Origin of the sequence: Paraburkholderia sp. MM5384-R2 (assembly GCF_014201025.1) — a bacterium.
Taxonomy (GTDB): Bacteria; Pseudomonadota; Gammaproteobacteria; order Burkholderiales; family Burkholderiaceae; genus Paraburkholderia; species Paraburkholderia tuberum.
Window position 1 is genome coordinate 17115 of sequence record NZ_JACHDI010000012.1, and the last position, 15406, is coordinate 32520.

At 66.4% G+C, this 15406-nt stretch carries 11 protein-coding genes; 5 read left to right on the forward strand and 6 right to left on the reverse strand.

Annotated features, from left to right (window positions below; all coding sequences use genetic code 11):
* Positions 1 to 99 precede the first annotated feature (99 nt).
* The 3 genes from treZ to treY are packed head-to-tail and all read left to right on the forward strand — an operon-like array spanning position 100 to position 7069.
* Positions 100 to 2004 (forward strand): malto-oligosyltrehalose trehalohydrolase, encoded by a 1905-nt coding sequence (gene treZ, locus HDG37_RS19600; protein ID WP_184050529.1) that lies wholly within the window; start codon positions 100 to 102, stop codon positions 2002 to 2004.
* Complete coding sequence (gene malQ / locus HDG37_RS19605) at positions 2001 to 4205, forward strand: 4-alpha-glucanotransferase (protein ID WP_184050531.1); 2205 nt, start codon at positions 2001 to 2003, stop codon at positions 4203 to 4205. Before treZ ends, malQ begins: the two co-directional genes overlap by 4 nt.
* Complete coding sequence (gene treY, locus HDG37_RS19610; RefSeq protein ID WP_184050533.1) at positions 4202 to 7069, forward strand: malto-oligosyltrehalose synthase; 2868 nt, start codon at positions 4202 to 4204, stop codon at positions 7067 to 7069. The genes malQ and treY overlap by 4 nt, the downstream gene beginning before the upstream one ends.
* A 40-nt stretch (positions 7070 to 7109) precedes the next feature.
* Here treY and HDG37_RS19615 read toward each other — a convergent pair whose 3' ends face one another.
* The gene (locus HDG37_RS19615) at positions 7110 to 8453 is read right to left on the reverse strand and encodes a hemolysin family protein (RefSeq protein ID WP_184050535.1); all 1344 of its coding nucleotides are present in this window, start codon (positions 8451 to 8453) and stop codon (positions 7110 to 7112) included.
* 91 nt (positions 8454 to 8544) lie between these two features.
* Positions 8545 to 9366 carry a sensor histidine kinase KdpD gene (locus HDG37_RS19620; RefSeq protein ID WP_184050537.1) on the reverse strand — a complete coding sequence of 274 codons (822 nt, stop codon included), beginning with the start codon at positions 9364 to 9366 and terminating at the stop codon, positions 8545 to 8547.
* Between the two features lie 194 nt (positions 9367 to 9560).
* On the opposite strand from HDG37_RS19620, the gene HDG37_RS19625 reads away from it, so the two are divergent.
* Both HDG37_RS19625 and HDG37_RS19630 read left to right on the forward strand, forming a co-directional pair.
* The gene (locus tag HDG37_RS19625; RefSeq protein WP_090808322.1) at positions 9561 to 9902 is read left to right on the forward strand and encodes an FKBP-type peptidyl-prolyl cis-trans isomerase; all 342 of its coding nucleotides are present in this window, start codon (positions 9561 to 9563) and stop codon (positions 9900 to 9902) included.
* A gap of 19 nt (positions 9903 to 9921) precedes the next feature.
* Positions 9922 to 10710 carry an AraC family transcriptional regulator gene (locus tag HDG37_RS19630; RefSeq protein ID WP_090808320.1) on the forward strand — a complete coding sequence of 263 codons (789 nt, stop codon included), beginning with the start codon at positions 9922 to 9924 and terminating at the stop codon, positions 10708 to 10710.
* A gap of 84 nt (positions 10711 to 10794) precedes the next feature.
* On the opposite strand, the gene HDG37_RS19635 is transcribed toward HDG37_RS19630, so the two are convergent.
* From HDG37_RS19635 to HDG37_RS19650, 4 genes are all read right to left on the reverse strand, one after another.
* Positions 10795 to 11991 carry an O-succinylhomoserine sulfhydrylase gene (locus HDG37_RS19635; RefSeq protein WP_184050539.1) on the reverse strand — a complete coding sequence of 399 codons (1197 nt, stop codon included), beginning with the start codon at positions 11989 to 11991 and terminating at the stop codon, positions 10795 to 10797.
* A 239-nt stretch (positions 11992 to 12230) separates the two neighbouring features.
* The gene (gene purF / locus HDG37_RS19640; protein WP_090810350.1) at positions 12231 to 13781 is read right to left on the reverse strand and encodes an amidophosphoribosyltransferase; all 1551 of its coding nucleotides are present in this window, start codon (positions 13779 to 13781) and stop codon (positions 12231 to 12233) included.
* 89 nt (positions 13782 to 13870) lie between these two features.
* A complete protein-coding gene (locus HDG37_RS19645) occupies positions 13871 to 14422 on the reverse strand; it encodes a CvpA family protein (protein WP_090808318.1) in 552 nt (183 codons plus the stop codon).
* 7 nt (positions 14423 to 14429) lie between these two features.
* Complete coding sequence (locus tag HDG37_RS19650; protein WP_184050541.1) at positions 14430 to 15383, reverse strand: SPOR domain-containing protein; 954 nt, start codon at positions 15381 to 15383, stop codon at positions 14430 to 14432.
* Positions 15384 to 15406 lie beyond the last annotated feature (23 nt).

Below are 15406 nucleotides of genomic sequence, written 5' to 3' on the forward strand. Positions count from 1 at the left end.
GCGCCGCAGCCGGGGTGGCAAGAATGTTGCGACGCAATGCCTGCTTGCGTTGCGTCGCATTGCCGTCCAGGCTCGTTAGCAGATTCGAATGGTGAAGACATGTCTGAAAGACCGATTGATCCTCACACGCATCATTACGCGCACTGCCTGCCGTTCAGCGCGCAGTTGATCGGCGCGAGCGGCACGCGACCGCGCACGCGGTTCCGTTTTTGGGCACCGTCGTGCGACAGCGTGCAGGTGGTCGTCGAAAACGGCCCCGCGCAAGGCACGCACGACATGGCTCCGACCGGCAACGGCTGGTTCGAGACCACCGTGGAGAGCGGCGCGGGCACGCTGTATCGGTTCCAGCTCGACGACGGGCAGGCGGTGCCCGATCCGGCCTCGCGGTTCCAGCCGCGGGACGTGCACGGCCCGAGCGAGGTCATCGATCCGCGCGCCTACCATTGGGAACACACCGAATGGCACGGCCGGCCCTGGGAAGAAACGGTGCTGTACGAATTGCACGTCGGTGCGATGGGCGGGTATGCGGGCGTGCAAAAGCGCCTGCCCGAGCTCGCCGCGCTCGGCGTCACCGCCATCGAACTGATGCCGTTGAACGACTTTCCCGGTCGTCGCAACTGGGGTTACGACGGCGTGTTGCCGTACGCGCCCGACTCCGCATACGGCCGCCCCGAAGAACTGAAGGCGCTGATCGACGCCGCGCATGGTGTGGGCCTGATGGTGTTTCTCGACGTCGTCTACAACCACTTCGGACCGGACGGCAACTATCTGCATACTTACGCGGAGCCGTTTTTCCGCGCAGGCGTGAACACGCCGTGGGGCCCCGCGATCGACTTCGAGCGCAGCGAAGTCAGCGACTTCTTCACCGACAACGCCGTCTACTGGATCAACGAGTACCGCTTCGACGGACTGCGCTTCGATGCGGTGCATGCGATCGACAATCCCGGCTGGCTGCGCGAGCTGTCGGACCATATCCGCGCGCGCGTGCAGCAGGGCCGTCAGGTGCATCTGGTGATCGAAAACGAGCACAACGGCGCGAGCCTGCTCGACGCGCATTTCGACGCGCAATGGAACGACGACGCGCACAACACGCTGCACGTGCTGCTGACCGGCGAAACCGAAGGCTATTACCACGCGTATGCCAACGAACCGATTCGCCGGCTCGCGCGAGTGCTGTCCGAAGGCTTCGCGTATCAGGGCGAGCCGTCGCCGCTGCACGATGGTGCGCCGCGTGGCGAAGCGAGCGCGCATCTGCCGCCGACGTCGTTCGTGATGTTTTTGCAGAACCACGATCAGATTGGCAACCGTGCGTTCGGCGAACGTCTGCGCAAGCTGACCTCGGATGACGCGCTGCGCGCCGCGACCGCGTTGCTGTTGCTGTCGCCGCAAATTCCGCTGCTGTTCATGGACGAGGAGCATGGTTCGACGCAACCGTTCCTGTTTTTCACCGATTACACCGGCGATCTCGCCGACGCCGTGCGCGAAGGGCGTCGCCGTGAATTCGCGCGCTTTGCCGCGTTCAGCGATGAGAAACGCCGCGCGCAGATTCCCGATCCGAACGATGCCCAGACCTTCGCCGCCTCGTCGCCACCCGCGCCCGATGTACAGCCGACGCCGGATCGGCTCGACTGGATGCATTACTACAAGTCCGCGCTCGCGGTGCGCGCGAAGCTGATCACGCCGCGCCTGAAACATACGAAAGCGTGCGGGGCGACCGTGCTGCGCGATGCCGGTGGCGGCGACGCGAACGCGCTGATCGCGCGCTGGAATCTCGGCGATGGCGAGACGCTGTCGATCGCGCTGAATCTGTCGCAGCAGAGCGTCGCGTTCGACGCCGTCCCCGACGGCAAGATCATTTTCGAAACACCGCCGCGCGCGCGCGAACAGGCCGACGCGCGGGTCTTGCCCGCGCATGCGTGCATTGCGTGGCTGACCGGCGACATCAACGAATTCGCGAGCCGCCACGATGCGCGCATCGCATCGCACGAGGAGCAGCGCGCGTGACGACCCGACGCCCCAACGACAGGCTCGCCGCGCTCGCCACCCGCGCAGGCTTCGAGGTGGAGTGGCAGGACGCGCACCACAATACGCAACACGTGCCCGAAAAGACACTTGGCACGCTGCTCGAACGCATGGGTCTGCCGTGCGGCAACGCCACGGATATCCGCCACAGCGCCGCTGCTCTGGAGGCCGAACTATCGGGCCGCCGGCTGCCGCCGCTGATGACCGCGGTGATCGGGCGTGGCATCGCGCTGCCCGCGGCCGCGGTCAGGTCGGGCAGCCATTACCGGATCGAGCTGGAGAGCGGCTCGATCATCGACGGCCGCTTCACCGCGCCGAAAGGCGAGGAAGCGCTGCTCGCGCCGATCGACGAAACCGGCTATCACACGCTCGTGATCAACGACCAGCGCATGACGCTCGCGGTCGCGCCGCCGCGCTGCTACACCGTCGCCGACGCGTGGCGCACGCTGCACGGCGGCGGCGGAGAAGGCGAACGCGAAGCCGCGTCGCCCGCGCCGCCACTGTGGGGCATCGCCGCGCAACTGTATGGCTTGCGCCGCACCGGCGACGGCGGTATCGGCGATTACACGGCGCTCGCGCAGCTTGCGCGGCACGGCGCGCAGCGCGGCGCGCACGCGCTCGCCGTCAGTCCGACCCACGCGATGTTCAGCGCGCAGCCCGAGCGCTTCAGCCCGTACGCGCCGTCGTCGCGTTTATGGCTCAACGTCACGCATATCGATCCGGCCGCGGTGTTCGGCGCGGATGCGTCCGCGTGCGCATCGGCGCAGGCCGGCAACGCGTGGTTCAAATACGAAGAGCTGCCGCTGATCGATTGGCCGCACGCGACCCCGCTGAAGCTCACGGTTTTGCGCGCGCTGTACGAGCAGTTCAGCGCCAACGAGCGCCCGCAGCACTCGCCGCGCGCGCTCGAATTTCACGGCTTCTGCGAACGCGCGGGGCGCGCGCTCGAAGATCATGCGCGCTTCGAAGCGCTGCAGGCCGCGCAGCTCGCGCAAGGCGGCGACGGCCATTGGCGCAACTGGCCCGAGGCGTTGCGCGACCCACGCAGCCCCGAAGTCGAGGCGTTCGCCGCCGCGCATCGAGACGAGGTCGACTTTCATCTGTTCCTGCAGTGGCTGGCATCGCGCGGGCTGTTGCACGCTCAGCACACCGCGCGCGAAGCCGGCATGGCGGTCGGCCTGATCGCCGATCTCGCGGTGGGCTGCGACAGCGCCGGCAGTCATGCATGGTCCTATCCCGACGACATGCTGCAGGGCGTGTCGGTCGGCGCGCCGCCCGATCTCTTCAACCAGGCCGGCCAGTCGTGGGGACTCACGACCTTTTCGCCGCGCGCGATGCGCACACAAGGCTTCGCCGCGTTCATCGACATGCTGCGCGCGGCGTTCGCGCATGCCGGCGGCATCCGCATCGATCACATCCTCGGCTTGCGGCGTCTGTGGCTCGTGCCCGAAGGCGAAAGCGCGCGCAATGGCGCATATCTGCGCTATCCGTTCGAAGACCTGCTGCGGCTGATCGCGCTCGAATCGTGGCGGCATCGCTCGATCGTGATCGGCGAGGACCTCGGCACCGTGCCGTCCGGGTTTCGGGAGCGGCTCGACGAGCACGGCATCGAGGGGATTCGCGTGCTGTGGTTCGAAGGCGCCCCCGACGGCGACGGCTTCAAGGCGCCGGCCGATTGGGACCGCTACGCGGTCGGCACGACGACCACGCACGATCTGCCGACCGTCGCCGGCTGGTGGCGCGGCAGCGACATCATGTGGCGCAACCGCATTGGCCAGACGATGGCGCGCGCCGACGGGCGCGATCCCGAGGAAGCGGCGCTCGAAGAGCGCGCGCAGCAGCGCGCCGACTTGTGGCGCGCGTTCCAGCAAGCGGGCGTGGCCGCGCCCGATGTCGCGCCGCCGGACGCCGACAACGCGCCGGTCGACGAAGCGCTCGCATTCGTCGCCGCGACACCCGGGCCGCTCGTCGCGTTTCCGCTCGAAGACCTGCTCGCGCTCGACGAGCAGCCGAACCTGCCGGGCTCGATCGACGAACATCCGAACTGGCGCCGCCGCATGACGCTGCCCGTCGACGCGATGTTCGACGACCCCGTGTTCACCGACCGCCTGCTGGCCGTCGACGGCGCGCGCCGCGCCGCCGCGCGTTCATCCAACACTTCCGCGGAGCCTGACACGCCATGACCGTTCCACGCTCCACACTGCGCCTCCAGTTCCATCGAGGCTTCACGTTCGACGACGCCGCGCGGCACATCGACTACTTCGCCGCGCTCGGCATCAGCCACCTGTACGCGTCGCCGATCACGACGGCCGAGCCCGGCTCGATGCATGGCTACGACACCGTCGACTACACCCAGGTCAGTGCCGAATACGGCGGCGAGTCGGGCCTGAAGCACCTCGCCGACAAGCTGCGCGCGCACGACATGGGGCTCATCGTCGACATGGTGCCGAATCATATGGGCGTCGGCGGGTCGAGCAACGCGTGGTGGCTCGACATCCTCGAATGGGGCCGCCACAGCGCGTATGCGCGTCATTTCGACGTCGACTGGCATTCGCCCGATCCCGCGCTGCGCGGCAAGGTGCTGCTACCGACGCTCGGCGCGTCGTACGGCGAAGAACTGGCGGCGGGCCGCATCGGGCTGCATTTCGCGGCCGACAGCGGACGCTTTCATATCGGCTACGGTCCGCACGTGTTCCCGATCTGCCCGGTCGATTACGCGGCGATCATGCAAGGCGCCGACCGCGCCGATCTGAGCGCGCTCGCGAATCGCTTTCAGGGGCTCACCACGCAGCCCGCCGACCAACCACGCGCCGCCGAGGCGCGTGACGCGCTGCGCGAGTTCGTCGCGCGCGAAGGCGAGTCGGCGATCGAGTTCGTGCTGGAGACTTACGCGCCTGAAGATCCGGTCACGCGCGACCGGCTGCATCGGCTGATCGAGCGGCAGCATTTCCGGCTCGCGTGGTGGCGCACCGCCTCCGACGAAGTGAACTGGCGGCGCTTCTTCGACATCTCGACGCTCGCCGGCGTGCGCGTCGAGCGGCCCGAGGTGTTCGAGGCGGTGCACGCGCTGATCTTTCGCCTCTATCGCGAAGGGCTCGTCGACGGCTTGCGGATCGATCACATCGACGGGCTCGCCGAGCCGCGCGAATACTGCCAGCGTTTGCGCCAACGGCTCAGCGAGTTGCGCGACACCGCGCCGTATGTGGTGGTGGAGAAGATTCTCGGCCGTGGCGAGCCGTTGCGCGACGACTGGCCCGTCGACGGCACGACGGGCTACGACTTCATGAACGACGTCGGCGCGCTGCTGCACGATCCGGCCGGCGCGGACCCGCTCGCCGGTACGTGGGCCGAGCTCACCGGCCGCAGCGCGCGCTTCGCCGATGAAGCGCACGCGGCGCGGCGCAAGATTCTCGCGGAAAACTTCTCGGCGGAACTGGACCGCGCGGCGCGCGCGCTGCATCGGATCGCACGCGATTCGCTCAGCACGCGCGACTTCACGTACCCGGCGCTGCGCCGCGTGCTGACCGAACTGGTCGTGCATTTCCCCGTGTACCGCATGTATCCGCTGGGCGGACTGCGCAGCGCCGCCGACAACGTCTATTTCGAGGAGGCGCTCGCGGGCGCGCGCGCTTCGCTGCCGCGCTCGGACCATGCGGCGCTCGAGCGCGTGAATGCGTGGCTCGGCGGCAGCGCCGAAGAGGCCCCGCCCGCGCGGCCCGGCGCGCAGTCGCAGCAGCAGGCGCAAGGCGGCGGAGCGCCGCCGCATGCGGGCTCGTCCCGGCGCAGCGCGCAAACGCTGTTTTCGCAGCTGACCGCGCCGCTCGCCGCCAAGGCGATCGAGGACACCGCGTGCTATCGCTACGGCCGTCTGCTGTCGCGCAACGAAGTCGGCTCGGACCCGGGCGAGTTCGCGCTGTCGGTGGAACAGTTTCATGCGGGCAATCGCGAGCGCGCGCAACGTTTTCCTCATGCGATGCTTGCGACCGCCACGCACGATCACAAGCGCGGTGAAGATGTGCGCGCGCGGCTCGCGGTGCTCAGCGAGATCGCCGACGAATGGGGCGCGACGTTGCGTGCATGGTCGACGTTGAACGCGCCGCAGCGTCGAGCGCTCGACGGCACGCCGATCAACAGCGTGAGCCAGGACAAGAGCGACGCATGGGCTCCCGGCCCCGCCGCCGAGGCGATGCTGTATCAAACGCTGGTGGGCTGCTGGCCGCCGCCGCTGCGCGCCGACGACGAAGCCGGCGTCAAGGAGCTGGCCGAGCGCGTCGCGCAATGGCAGTTGAAGGCGCTGCGCGAGGCAAAGCTGCAAACCAGTTGGCTTGCGCCCGACGAAGCCTACGAAGCCGGCTGCCGCGAATTCCTGTTCGGCATCCTCGCGCCGCAGCGGCGCGACGCCTTTCTGAAGGAGCTGTCGGCGTTCGTCGAGCGCATCGGTCGCGCGGGCGCGCTCAACAGCCTGCAGCAGACGGTGTTGCGCGTCGCGTCGCCTGGGATCCCTGATCTTTATCAAGGCACCGAGCTGTGGGACTTCAGCCTCGTCGATCCGGACAATCGGCGGCCCGTCGATTTCGCGAAACGCGAGGCGTGGCTGCCGCAGACGCAAACGCCGCCGTCGGAATTTCTGGCGGACTGGCGCGACGGGCGCGTAAAGCTCGCGGTGATCCAGCGCGTGCTGGCGTTGCGCGCGCATCTGCCGGAGCTACTGAGTCAGGGCGCGTATCTGCCGCTCACGGTGCGCGGCGCGCATGCGTCGAGTGTGATCGCGTTCGCGCGGCGGCATGGCAATGCGTGGGCCGTGGTGATTGCCAGCCGGTTGGCCGCGCGACTGCTTGGCGATGATGCGGGTCTGCCGCTCGTCGAGCCGGCGCAATGGGCAGATACGGCCATCGAAATGCCGCCCGATCTATCGGCGCGTGCGCTGTTCGATTGGCTGAGCCCCGCCGCGCCGAAAGTCGACGATCACGGGCTGCTGTATCTGCGCGACGCGCTCGCCGCGATGCCGGTCGCGGTGTTGGTGGAGGATGGGGTGCCTCGAAGCTGAGGCGGCTAAAAAGGGTTGAGGCTTCGGGTTGGCTCGGCCCTCAACCGCCCTCGTCGTCGAACAGCTTCGGATACACGCGCACGAGCACGATGCGCGGTCCCTTCATCTTCTTGACCACGACGTCGAAGTCTTCGAACTCGACGCGCTGCCCTTCGGCCGGCAGATCGTTGAGCGCCTGGATCACGAGCCCGCCGACCGATTCGGCCTTGCCTTCATCGATGTCGATACCCAGTGCACGTTCGAGCGACACCACCGGCAAGCTGCCCTTGCCCATCAGCGTCCCGTCGTCCATGCGGGTCCAGTCGGCGTCGCCCTGGCGGAATTCATCGTGGATCTGCCCGACCAGCGCGCCGAGCAGGTTGTCGAGCGTCAGGAAGCCGATCGGTTTCGCGTTCTTGTGGCCGACCAGCGCGAAGTGCGGCGCGCCCTTGCGAAAGCGCCGGAACAGTTCGAGCGCCGGCATGTCCGGCTTCACGTACTGCACGGGGCGGACGTAGCGCGACAGGTCGTCGAGCGTGCTGCCTGCCTGGCGCGCGAGCAGCAGGTCCTTCAGATGGATCATGCCGGCCACGCGTTCGCCCGATGCATCCTCGAACAGCGGATAGCGGCTGAAGCGGTGCCGCGCGACCACCTGCATGTTGTCGCGCAGCGGCAGATCGCGCCGCAGGCACACCATTTCATGCGACGGCCGCATCAGGTCCGATACGGTCATTCGCGAGAAGTCGAGCGAGTGCGCGATCGTGTTCCATTCGTCCTGGCTGTACGCGCCGCTCGACGCACCGAGTTCGCTCGCGACGTTCGCGCGGCGGCCGCGCAGGATCAGCTTGAGTTCCTCGGTCGAGTAACGCGAGTCGTGACCCTGGTCGGTATCGAGCCCCGCGGCCTTCAGCACCGCGTTCGCGCTCGTGTTGAGCAGCCAGATGGCCGGGTACATGGCCCAGTAGAAACCGTACAGCGGCGTCGCGGCCCACAGCGAAATTTTCTCCGCCTCGCGAATCGCGAGCGACTTCGGCGCGAGTTCGCCGACCACGATATGCAGGAACGAAATACACGAAAACGCGAAGAACAGTGAAATGCCATGCATCAGCTTCTCGGACTCGACGCCGATCACGGTGAAAAGCGGCATCAGCAGTTGCGCGAACGCTGGTTCGCCGATCCAGCCGAGGCCGAGCGACGCGAGCGTGATGCCGAGCTGACACGCCGACAGATACGCGTCGAGCTGTCCGTGCACCTTCGCGAGCAGACGTCCGCGCATGCCATGCTGGGTGGCAAGGCTTTGCACGCGGGTCTGCCGCAGTTTGACCAGACCGAATTCGGCGGCGACGAAAAAGCCGTTGAGTGCAACCAGAAACATTGCACCGATAAGAGCGACAACCTGGATCAAAGCGACGGGCTCCGGCAACAAAAGTTGTCAGTATAGGGGCTGAAACCTCGATGAAATCTTGATTGTGCGCCAACGCATTCGCGCGCGACGCTCATTTCGGCGCCGCCGCGCTGAACGGCACGCGCAGCACGAGCGTGGCGGGGGTCGCGGTGACGCCGTCCGCTTCCGTGGTATCGCTTTGCTCGAAGCTTCCGCCGTGCGCCTCCGCGACGCGTTTGCACAACGCGAACACCCACGCGATGCGCTTCGCCTCGCGCGGTTCGCCCGCCTGCTTGCGCGCGAACGCTTCGAGCACATGCGGCAGCGCGGCGTCGTTCAACGCGGCCTCGTTCGGCTCGTACGTGACGCTCGCATGCCATGTGCCGTTGTCCGCGCGCGCGGCCAGTGCGACCTCGGTGCGCCGCGCGCTCGCTTCGACGGCGAACGTCAGCATCAGCCACAACGCGGCGGCGAGCCGGGCGCGGTCGCCGTTCAGTTGCTCGGTGGCGATCTGCGAGTCGAGCCGCACTTCGACGCCGCGCGCGCGGGCGAGGCCGGCGCGGACTTCCTCGACGGTTTCGTCGAGCAGCGGATGCAGCGGAAAGGGTTCATACGTGAGCGCGAGCGATTTCGTTTCGGCGCGCGTCGCATCGACGATCGTCTCGAGCAGCTTCACCTGCTGATCGACGCCGCTGCGAATGCCGGTGATCGCGCGCTGTGAATTGGGATCGTTCGCGTCGAGCTTGCGCTCGAGCACGTACGCCCAGCTATGAATCGCATTCAACGGACCGCGCAGGTCGTGCGACACCAGCGACAGCACGTGATCGCGCATGAACAACGCGGTTTCCGCGCGCAGCAGCGCGCTGCGTTCGGTGATGACGAAGCCGGCCGACGCCGGCTGGGCGCCAGCAGTCCCGTTGGGTGACGTAGTCACGATCGAGTCCTCTCAGGCAATGCCGGATGATGGGGGAAGCCCCATTATAGGCATCCCGTTCGGACCGGCCAGTCGAGGCCGAATCGCGACGCGGGGCGCAATCCGCATGCCATGCGCGGAACCGGACCAGACTCCGCGATCGACGTCAACGCGCCTACAATGTCGGTTTTACGTTTTGATCTGAGGAGCAACGCATGTCGACTGTGACGACCGAATCCGGCCTGAAGTACGAAGATCTCGTGGAAGGCACCGGCGCCGAAGCCGTGGCCGGCAAGACCGTGACCGTGCATTACACGGGCTGGCTGACCGACGGCCAGAAGTTCGATTCGAGCAAGGACCGCAATGACCCGTTCGCGTTCGTGCTGGACGGCGGCATGGTCATCAAGGGCTGGGACGAAGGCGTGCAAGGCATGAAGGTCGGCGGCAAGCGCAAGCTGACCATTCCGCCGCAACTCGGCTACGGCGTGCGCGGCGCGGGCGGGGTGATTCCGCCGAACGCGACGCTCGTGTTCGAAGTCGAACTGCTCGAAGTCTGAGTCACGTCTGAGTATTGTCGTGAGCCACGCCGCCGTCACCGCCCCCAACGTTTCGCTGCGCTGCTATGGCGCGATCGAAGCGTCGGACGTGCACGACTTCCACCAGGTCGTGCTGGGGCTCGACGGCGCAATGGTGATGGCGGTTGACGGCGTCGCCGAGCAGATCGACGCCGGCTCCGCATGGCTGATCCCGGCCGGCGCGCGGCACGATTATGCGGGTGTCGGCACGAACCGGCAGCTCGTGCTCGATTTGCCTGCGGCGTCGCTGGCGGTGCCCGAGCGGTTGTTCGAGCGCGCGCGCGCCGTGGCCGTCGATCCGTCGCTCGCACAGCTCGTGCACGCGATTGCCGCGCATGCTGCGGGCGGCGTGGGCGAAGCGCAAGGTAATGCCTTCGGTCACCGTCGCTTTCATTGGGATGCTGCGGCACGCCTGGGCGCCGCGCTTGTGGCCGATTCCGGGGCACTTGCCGGTGTGCAGAGCGAAGGCGTTCGTCTCGATTTCGCGCGCATCGACCGCTGGCTGCGCGCGCACCTGTCCGAGCCGCTGAAGATCGCGGACCTCGCCGCGCACTGCGGCTTCGGCATGCGGCGTTTTCATCAACTGTTTATCGATGCGTTCGGCGAGACGCCGCATCGCTATTTGCAGCGGCTGCGGCTCGACACGTCGATCACGCTGCTTGCGGACGCGCGTCTTTCGTTGACCGATATCGCGCTCGAGATCGGCTTCGGCGATCAGAGCGCTTACACGCACGCGTTCACGCGGCGTTTCGGGCTGGCGCCCGGGCAGTGGCGCGCGTTGCGGCACTGAGCGCGGCGGAGGTGGCGCGGAGGGCTTTGAGGCCTTTGAGGCCATTTGAAGCCTGTAGGCCGCGCACAGGTTTTGCCCTGCCTGTCAGCTTTCGAGCCCACATTGCAGATCCGCACGGATATCGCCCGCGTTTTCAAGCCCCACCGCAAGCCGGATCAGACCTTCGCTGATGCCCGCCGCCGCGCGCGCTTCGGGCGTAATGCGGCCGTGCGTGGTCGTCGCCGGATGCGTGATCGTCGTACGCGTGTCGCCCAGGTTGCCCGTGATCGAGCAGACTTTCGTGCCGTCGATCACGCGCCATGCGTTCGTACGCATCTGCTCGGGCGTGTCGCCCTTCAATTCGAACGATACGATCGCGCCGCCCAACTTCTGCTGACGCATCGCGAGCGCGTGCTGAGGATGCGATTCGAGCCCCGGATAGAACACGCGATTGACGGCCGGATGCGAGTCGAGCCAGCGCGCGATTTCGAGCGCATTCGCCGACTGCTTCTCGACGCGTAGTGACAACGTTTCCATGCCTTTCAACAGTACCCACGCGTTGAACGCGGACAGCGTCGGCCCGGCGCTGCGTACGAACGGAAACACCTTTTCCATGATGATTTTCTTCGAACCGACCAGCGCGCCGCCGAGCACACGGCCCTGGCCGTCGAGGAACTTGGTCGCAGAATGCATGACGACGTCCGCGCCGAGCTTCAGCGGCTGCTGCAACGCCGGGCTGCAGAAGCAGTTATCGACGACGAACAGCGCATTCGCGGCCTTCGCGATCTTGCCGATCGCTTCGATATCCGACACTTCCGTCAGCGGGTTGGAAGGCGTTTCGAGGAAGAGCATCTTCGTTTCGGGACGCACCGCTTCGTTCCACGCGTTCAAATCAGTCGGATCGACGAACGTAGTCGTAATGCCGAACTTGCTGAAGATCTGCGAGAACATGCCGAGCGTCGAGCCGAACAGCGCCCGCGAGCTGACGAGGTGATCGCCCGCCTGCAACGTCGACATCACGACCGACATGATCGCGGCCATCCCTGAAGCCGTCGCGATGCAGGCCTCGCCGCCTTCGAGCGCGGCCAGACGGTTCTGGAACATCGACACGGTCGGGTTCGAGAAGCGCGAGTACGTGAAATAGTCCTCGGAGTTCCTGAAGCGTTCGGCGGCGTCCGCGGCGCTCGCGAACACGAAGCTCGAGGTCAGGAAAATCGCTTCCGAGTGCTCGTTGAAATCGCTGCGCACGGTGCCCGAGCGAACGGCCAGCGTGTCGAAGTCAAAGTCGTGGAAGTCGTCCATGTTGGTTCTGGTCTCCAGGTTTCCGTGGCTGCTTCCGTGACTAAATGAGGCAGCAACAAAAAGGAAAAAGCCCGCTTTTGCGTCGGCATAAGCGAGCTTCATGTGCGGGGAGGCTGGAGCCAGGGCGGACGACCGTGGCGTTCCGCCCTTCGCTTTAGCTGTTTCGGGTTGCCCCGCGCCCGCAAGCTGAGATCAAATCGACGCAAGCCAACATGTTGCTCGGGGCGCGGTGTGTACGCTCAACCCACCGACAGTTGCAGATGCAGCTGCGAACGCGCCGGGCCACCACCGTCGATCGCTTCGCTCGCGGCATCGCGATCCGATTGCGACGACGGCGCGAGACGCGCGCTTTCGATGCGGTCGAGGTATTCGGTCGTGATGTCGCCGGTCACGTAATTGCCGTCGAAGCACGAAGCCTCGAACTCCTTCAGCGCCGGATTGATATCGCGCACCGCCTGCTTCAGCGCATCGACGTCCTGATACACGAGGTGGTCCGCGCCGATCATGCGCGCAACTTCCTCGTCCGAGCGGCCGTGCGCGACCAGTTCGCCGCGCGTCGGCATATCGATGCCGTAGACGTTCGGGAATTTCACCGGCGGCGCCGCCGACGCGAAAATCACCTTGTTCGCGCCCGCATCGCGCGCCATCTGCACGATTTCATGCGACGTCGTGCCGCGCACGATCGAGTCGTCGACGATCAGCACGTTCTTGCCCTTGAACTCGATGTTCATCGCGTTCAGCTTCTGGCGCACCGACTTCTTGCGCACCGCCTGCCCCGGCATGATGAAGGTACGGCCTACATAGCGGTTCTTGAAGAAGCCCTCGCGATACTCGACGCCGAGCTTCTTCGCGACCTGCATCGCGGCCGGGCGCGACGAATCGGGAATCGGCATCACCACGTCGATTGCGACGTCGGGCAGCTCGCGCCTGATCTTCTCGGCGAGGTAGTCGCCCATGCGCAGACGCACGTTGTAGACCGGCACGCCGTCGAGCACCGAATCCGGACGCGCCAGATACACGAGTTCGAAGATGCAGGGGTTCAGGCTCGTGGTCGTCGCGCATTGCTGCGAATGCAGCTGGCCCTCGGCGTCGATGAAAATCGCCTCGCCCGGCTGCACGTCGCGCACGAATTCGAAACCGACACCTTCAATCGCCACCGATTCCGACGCCAGCATCCACTCGACGCCGTCAGCCGTTTCCCGTTTGCCGAGGCACAGCGGACGGATGCCGAACGGGTCGCGGAGACCAAGCAGGCCATAGCCAGCGATCAACGCGACGATCGCATACGAGCCGCGCACCCGCCGATGCACGCCCGACACCGCCTTGAACAGCGCGGCCGGATCGAGCTGCAGACCCGAGCTCGACAGTTGCAGCTCGTGCGCGAGCACGTTGAGCAGCACTTCGGTATCGGAATTGGTGTTCACGTGGCGGCGATCGATGCGGAACATCTCATCTTTCAGCTGCTGCCAGTTGGTGAGGTTGCCGTTATGCGCGAGGATGATGCCGAACGGCGCGTTCACGTAGAACGGCTGCGCTTCTTCTTCGCTCGACGCCGAACCGGCGGTCGGGTAACGGACCTGGCCGATGCCCGTCGTGCCCGGCAGGCTGCGCATGTTGCGCGTGCGGAACACGTCGCGCACCATGCCGTTGGCCTTGTGCATGTGGAAATTGCTGCCGTTCGCCGTCGCGATGCCGGCGGCGTCCTGACCGCGATGCTGCAGAAGCAGCAGGCTGTCATAGATCAGCTGGTTGACCGGGGAATGGGAAACTACGCCTACGATGCCGCACATGGCATGTCCTTCAAAGGTACGAAATTCGTGATGGCGACCGGTGCCTGCGACCGCGCCCGCGCTTTCATGCGACGGCACGCGCTACGACGTCAAGGCAGCCGGTATGCGCCGGAGTCCTGTTGCGCATTGCTCGGGGCGCCCGAATCGTCCACATGGACGTAAGCGGCAAGCGCCTCGGGGAGCAGCGGTTTCATTGCGCGTACGCCCGCAACCGCATACGGACGAAGCAGCGCGTTGCGCCAGAATTCCTCTTTGGGCAGTTCGGTCAAGCCTGCGAGGGCGACCAGAATCAGCACCAGAACGACCCCACGCACGAGGCCGAACATCAAACCGAGCGAGCGGTCCGCACCACCCAGTCCCGTGACCTGCACGAGGCGGCTGAGCAGCGCGCTCACCACGCTCGTGACCAGCACTACGCCGATCACCACGAGCGAAAAAGCCAGCAGCCACTGCGTCAACGCACCGCCCGGCCAGGTAGACGGGATATACGGGACCACGTAGCCCACGAACTCGCAAGCGATGAAAAACGCCGCGACCCAGCCGATCAAACCAAACACTTCCGACAGCAAACCGCGCCAGGCGCCTCGCAGCGCCGACAAACCGATCACCGCCATTACAGCGTAGTCGAAGGCAGTGAACATCGCTCGCTTACTGTGCTCTGCCGCCGTTCGAGCCCGACACGAGGCCCGCCTCGCGGACCTTCGCGACAGCGGCGGTGGCCGCGGCGCGGTCGGCGAACGGACCTGCACGCAGCAATGTCAGCGTCGAGCCGTCGGCTTGCTTCCTATGTTCCGTATATGTGGGCACGCCTGCCGCTTTCAACTTCGCGGCCCAATTGCGCGCGTTCGCTTCGTTCGAGAAGGCGCCGAGCTGCACCGCGAAACGGTTGCCCGGCGGCGAGGCCGGCGTGCCGGAGTTCGCGTCGGCGCTGGCGGTGGCCGTGTTCGCTTCGTCGTCGGTCGACGCCGACGGTGTGGTGGCGGGTGCCTTCGTCTGTTTGGCGGGGACAGCAGGCGCGGTGTTGGCTGCGAGCGATTGCGTTTGCGGCTTCGCGGCAGGCTTCTGCGTCGCGGCGGTAACAGCGCCAGTTGCGGCGGAGGGGGTCGCGCCTTGTTTCGCTGCGGTCGATTGCGTTGATTGCGTCGATTTGGCGGCGGAGGCCGAGGCTGCCGCCGTGGTCGCCGCGCTCGTCGTCGGCGCGAGGCCGGACGCAGCCACGCCCGTGTCGGCGGCCGGCGTATTGTCCAGCGCGACGCCGGCCTGCACGTCTTCGTTGGCGGTGGATCTGGAGAGCTTCGGCGCGGGCCGGTTCGGAATGTCGATCGAGATGTCGTCGGTGACGGGCTTGGGGTGCGAGTCCAACACCATCGGCAGGATGATCACCGCCGCGACAACCAGTGCGATTGCGCCGACGAGCCGGCGGCGCGCGCGCTGCTTTTCCGGCAGCGTGGGGTCGAGCAGCATTGCATCTGCATCGACGGTGCGCTCGGTGCGGCGGGTGCGCCGCTCGACGCGTTCACCCCGGGTGGCCCGATTGGAACTGGTGTTTGCGCCGCGCCGGCTGGGCGCGTCGTCTTTCTTGCCGAACGAGAAAATTCCCATGAATCGCTTGGTTCGAGCCTGGT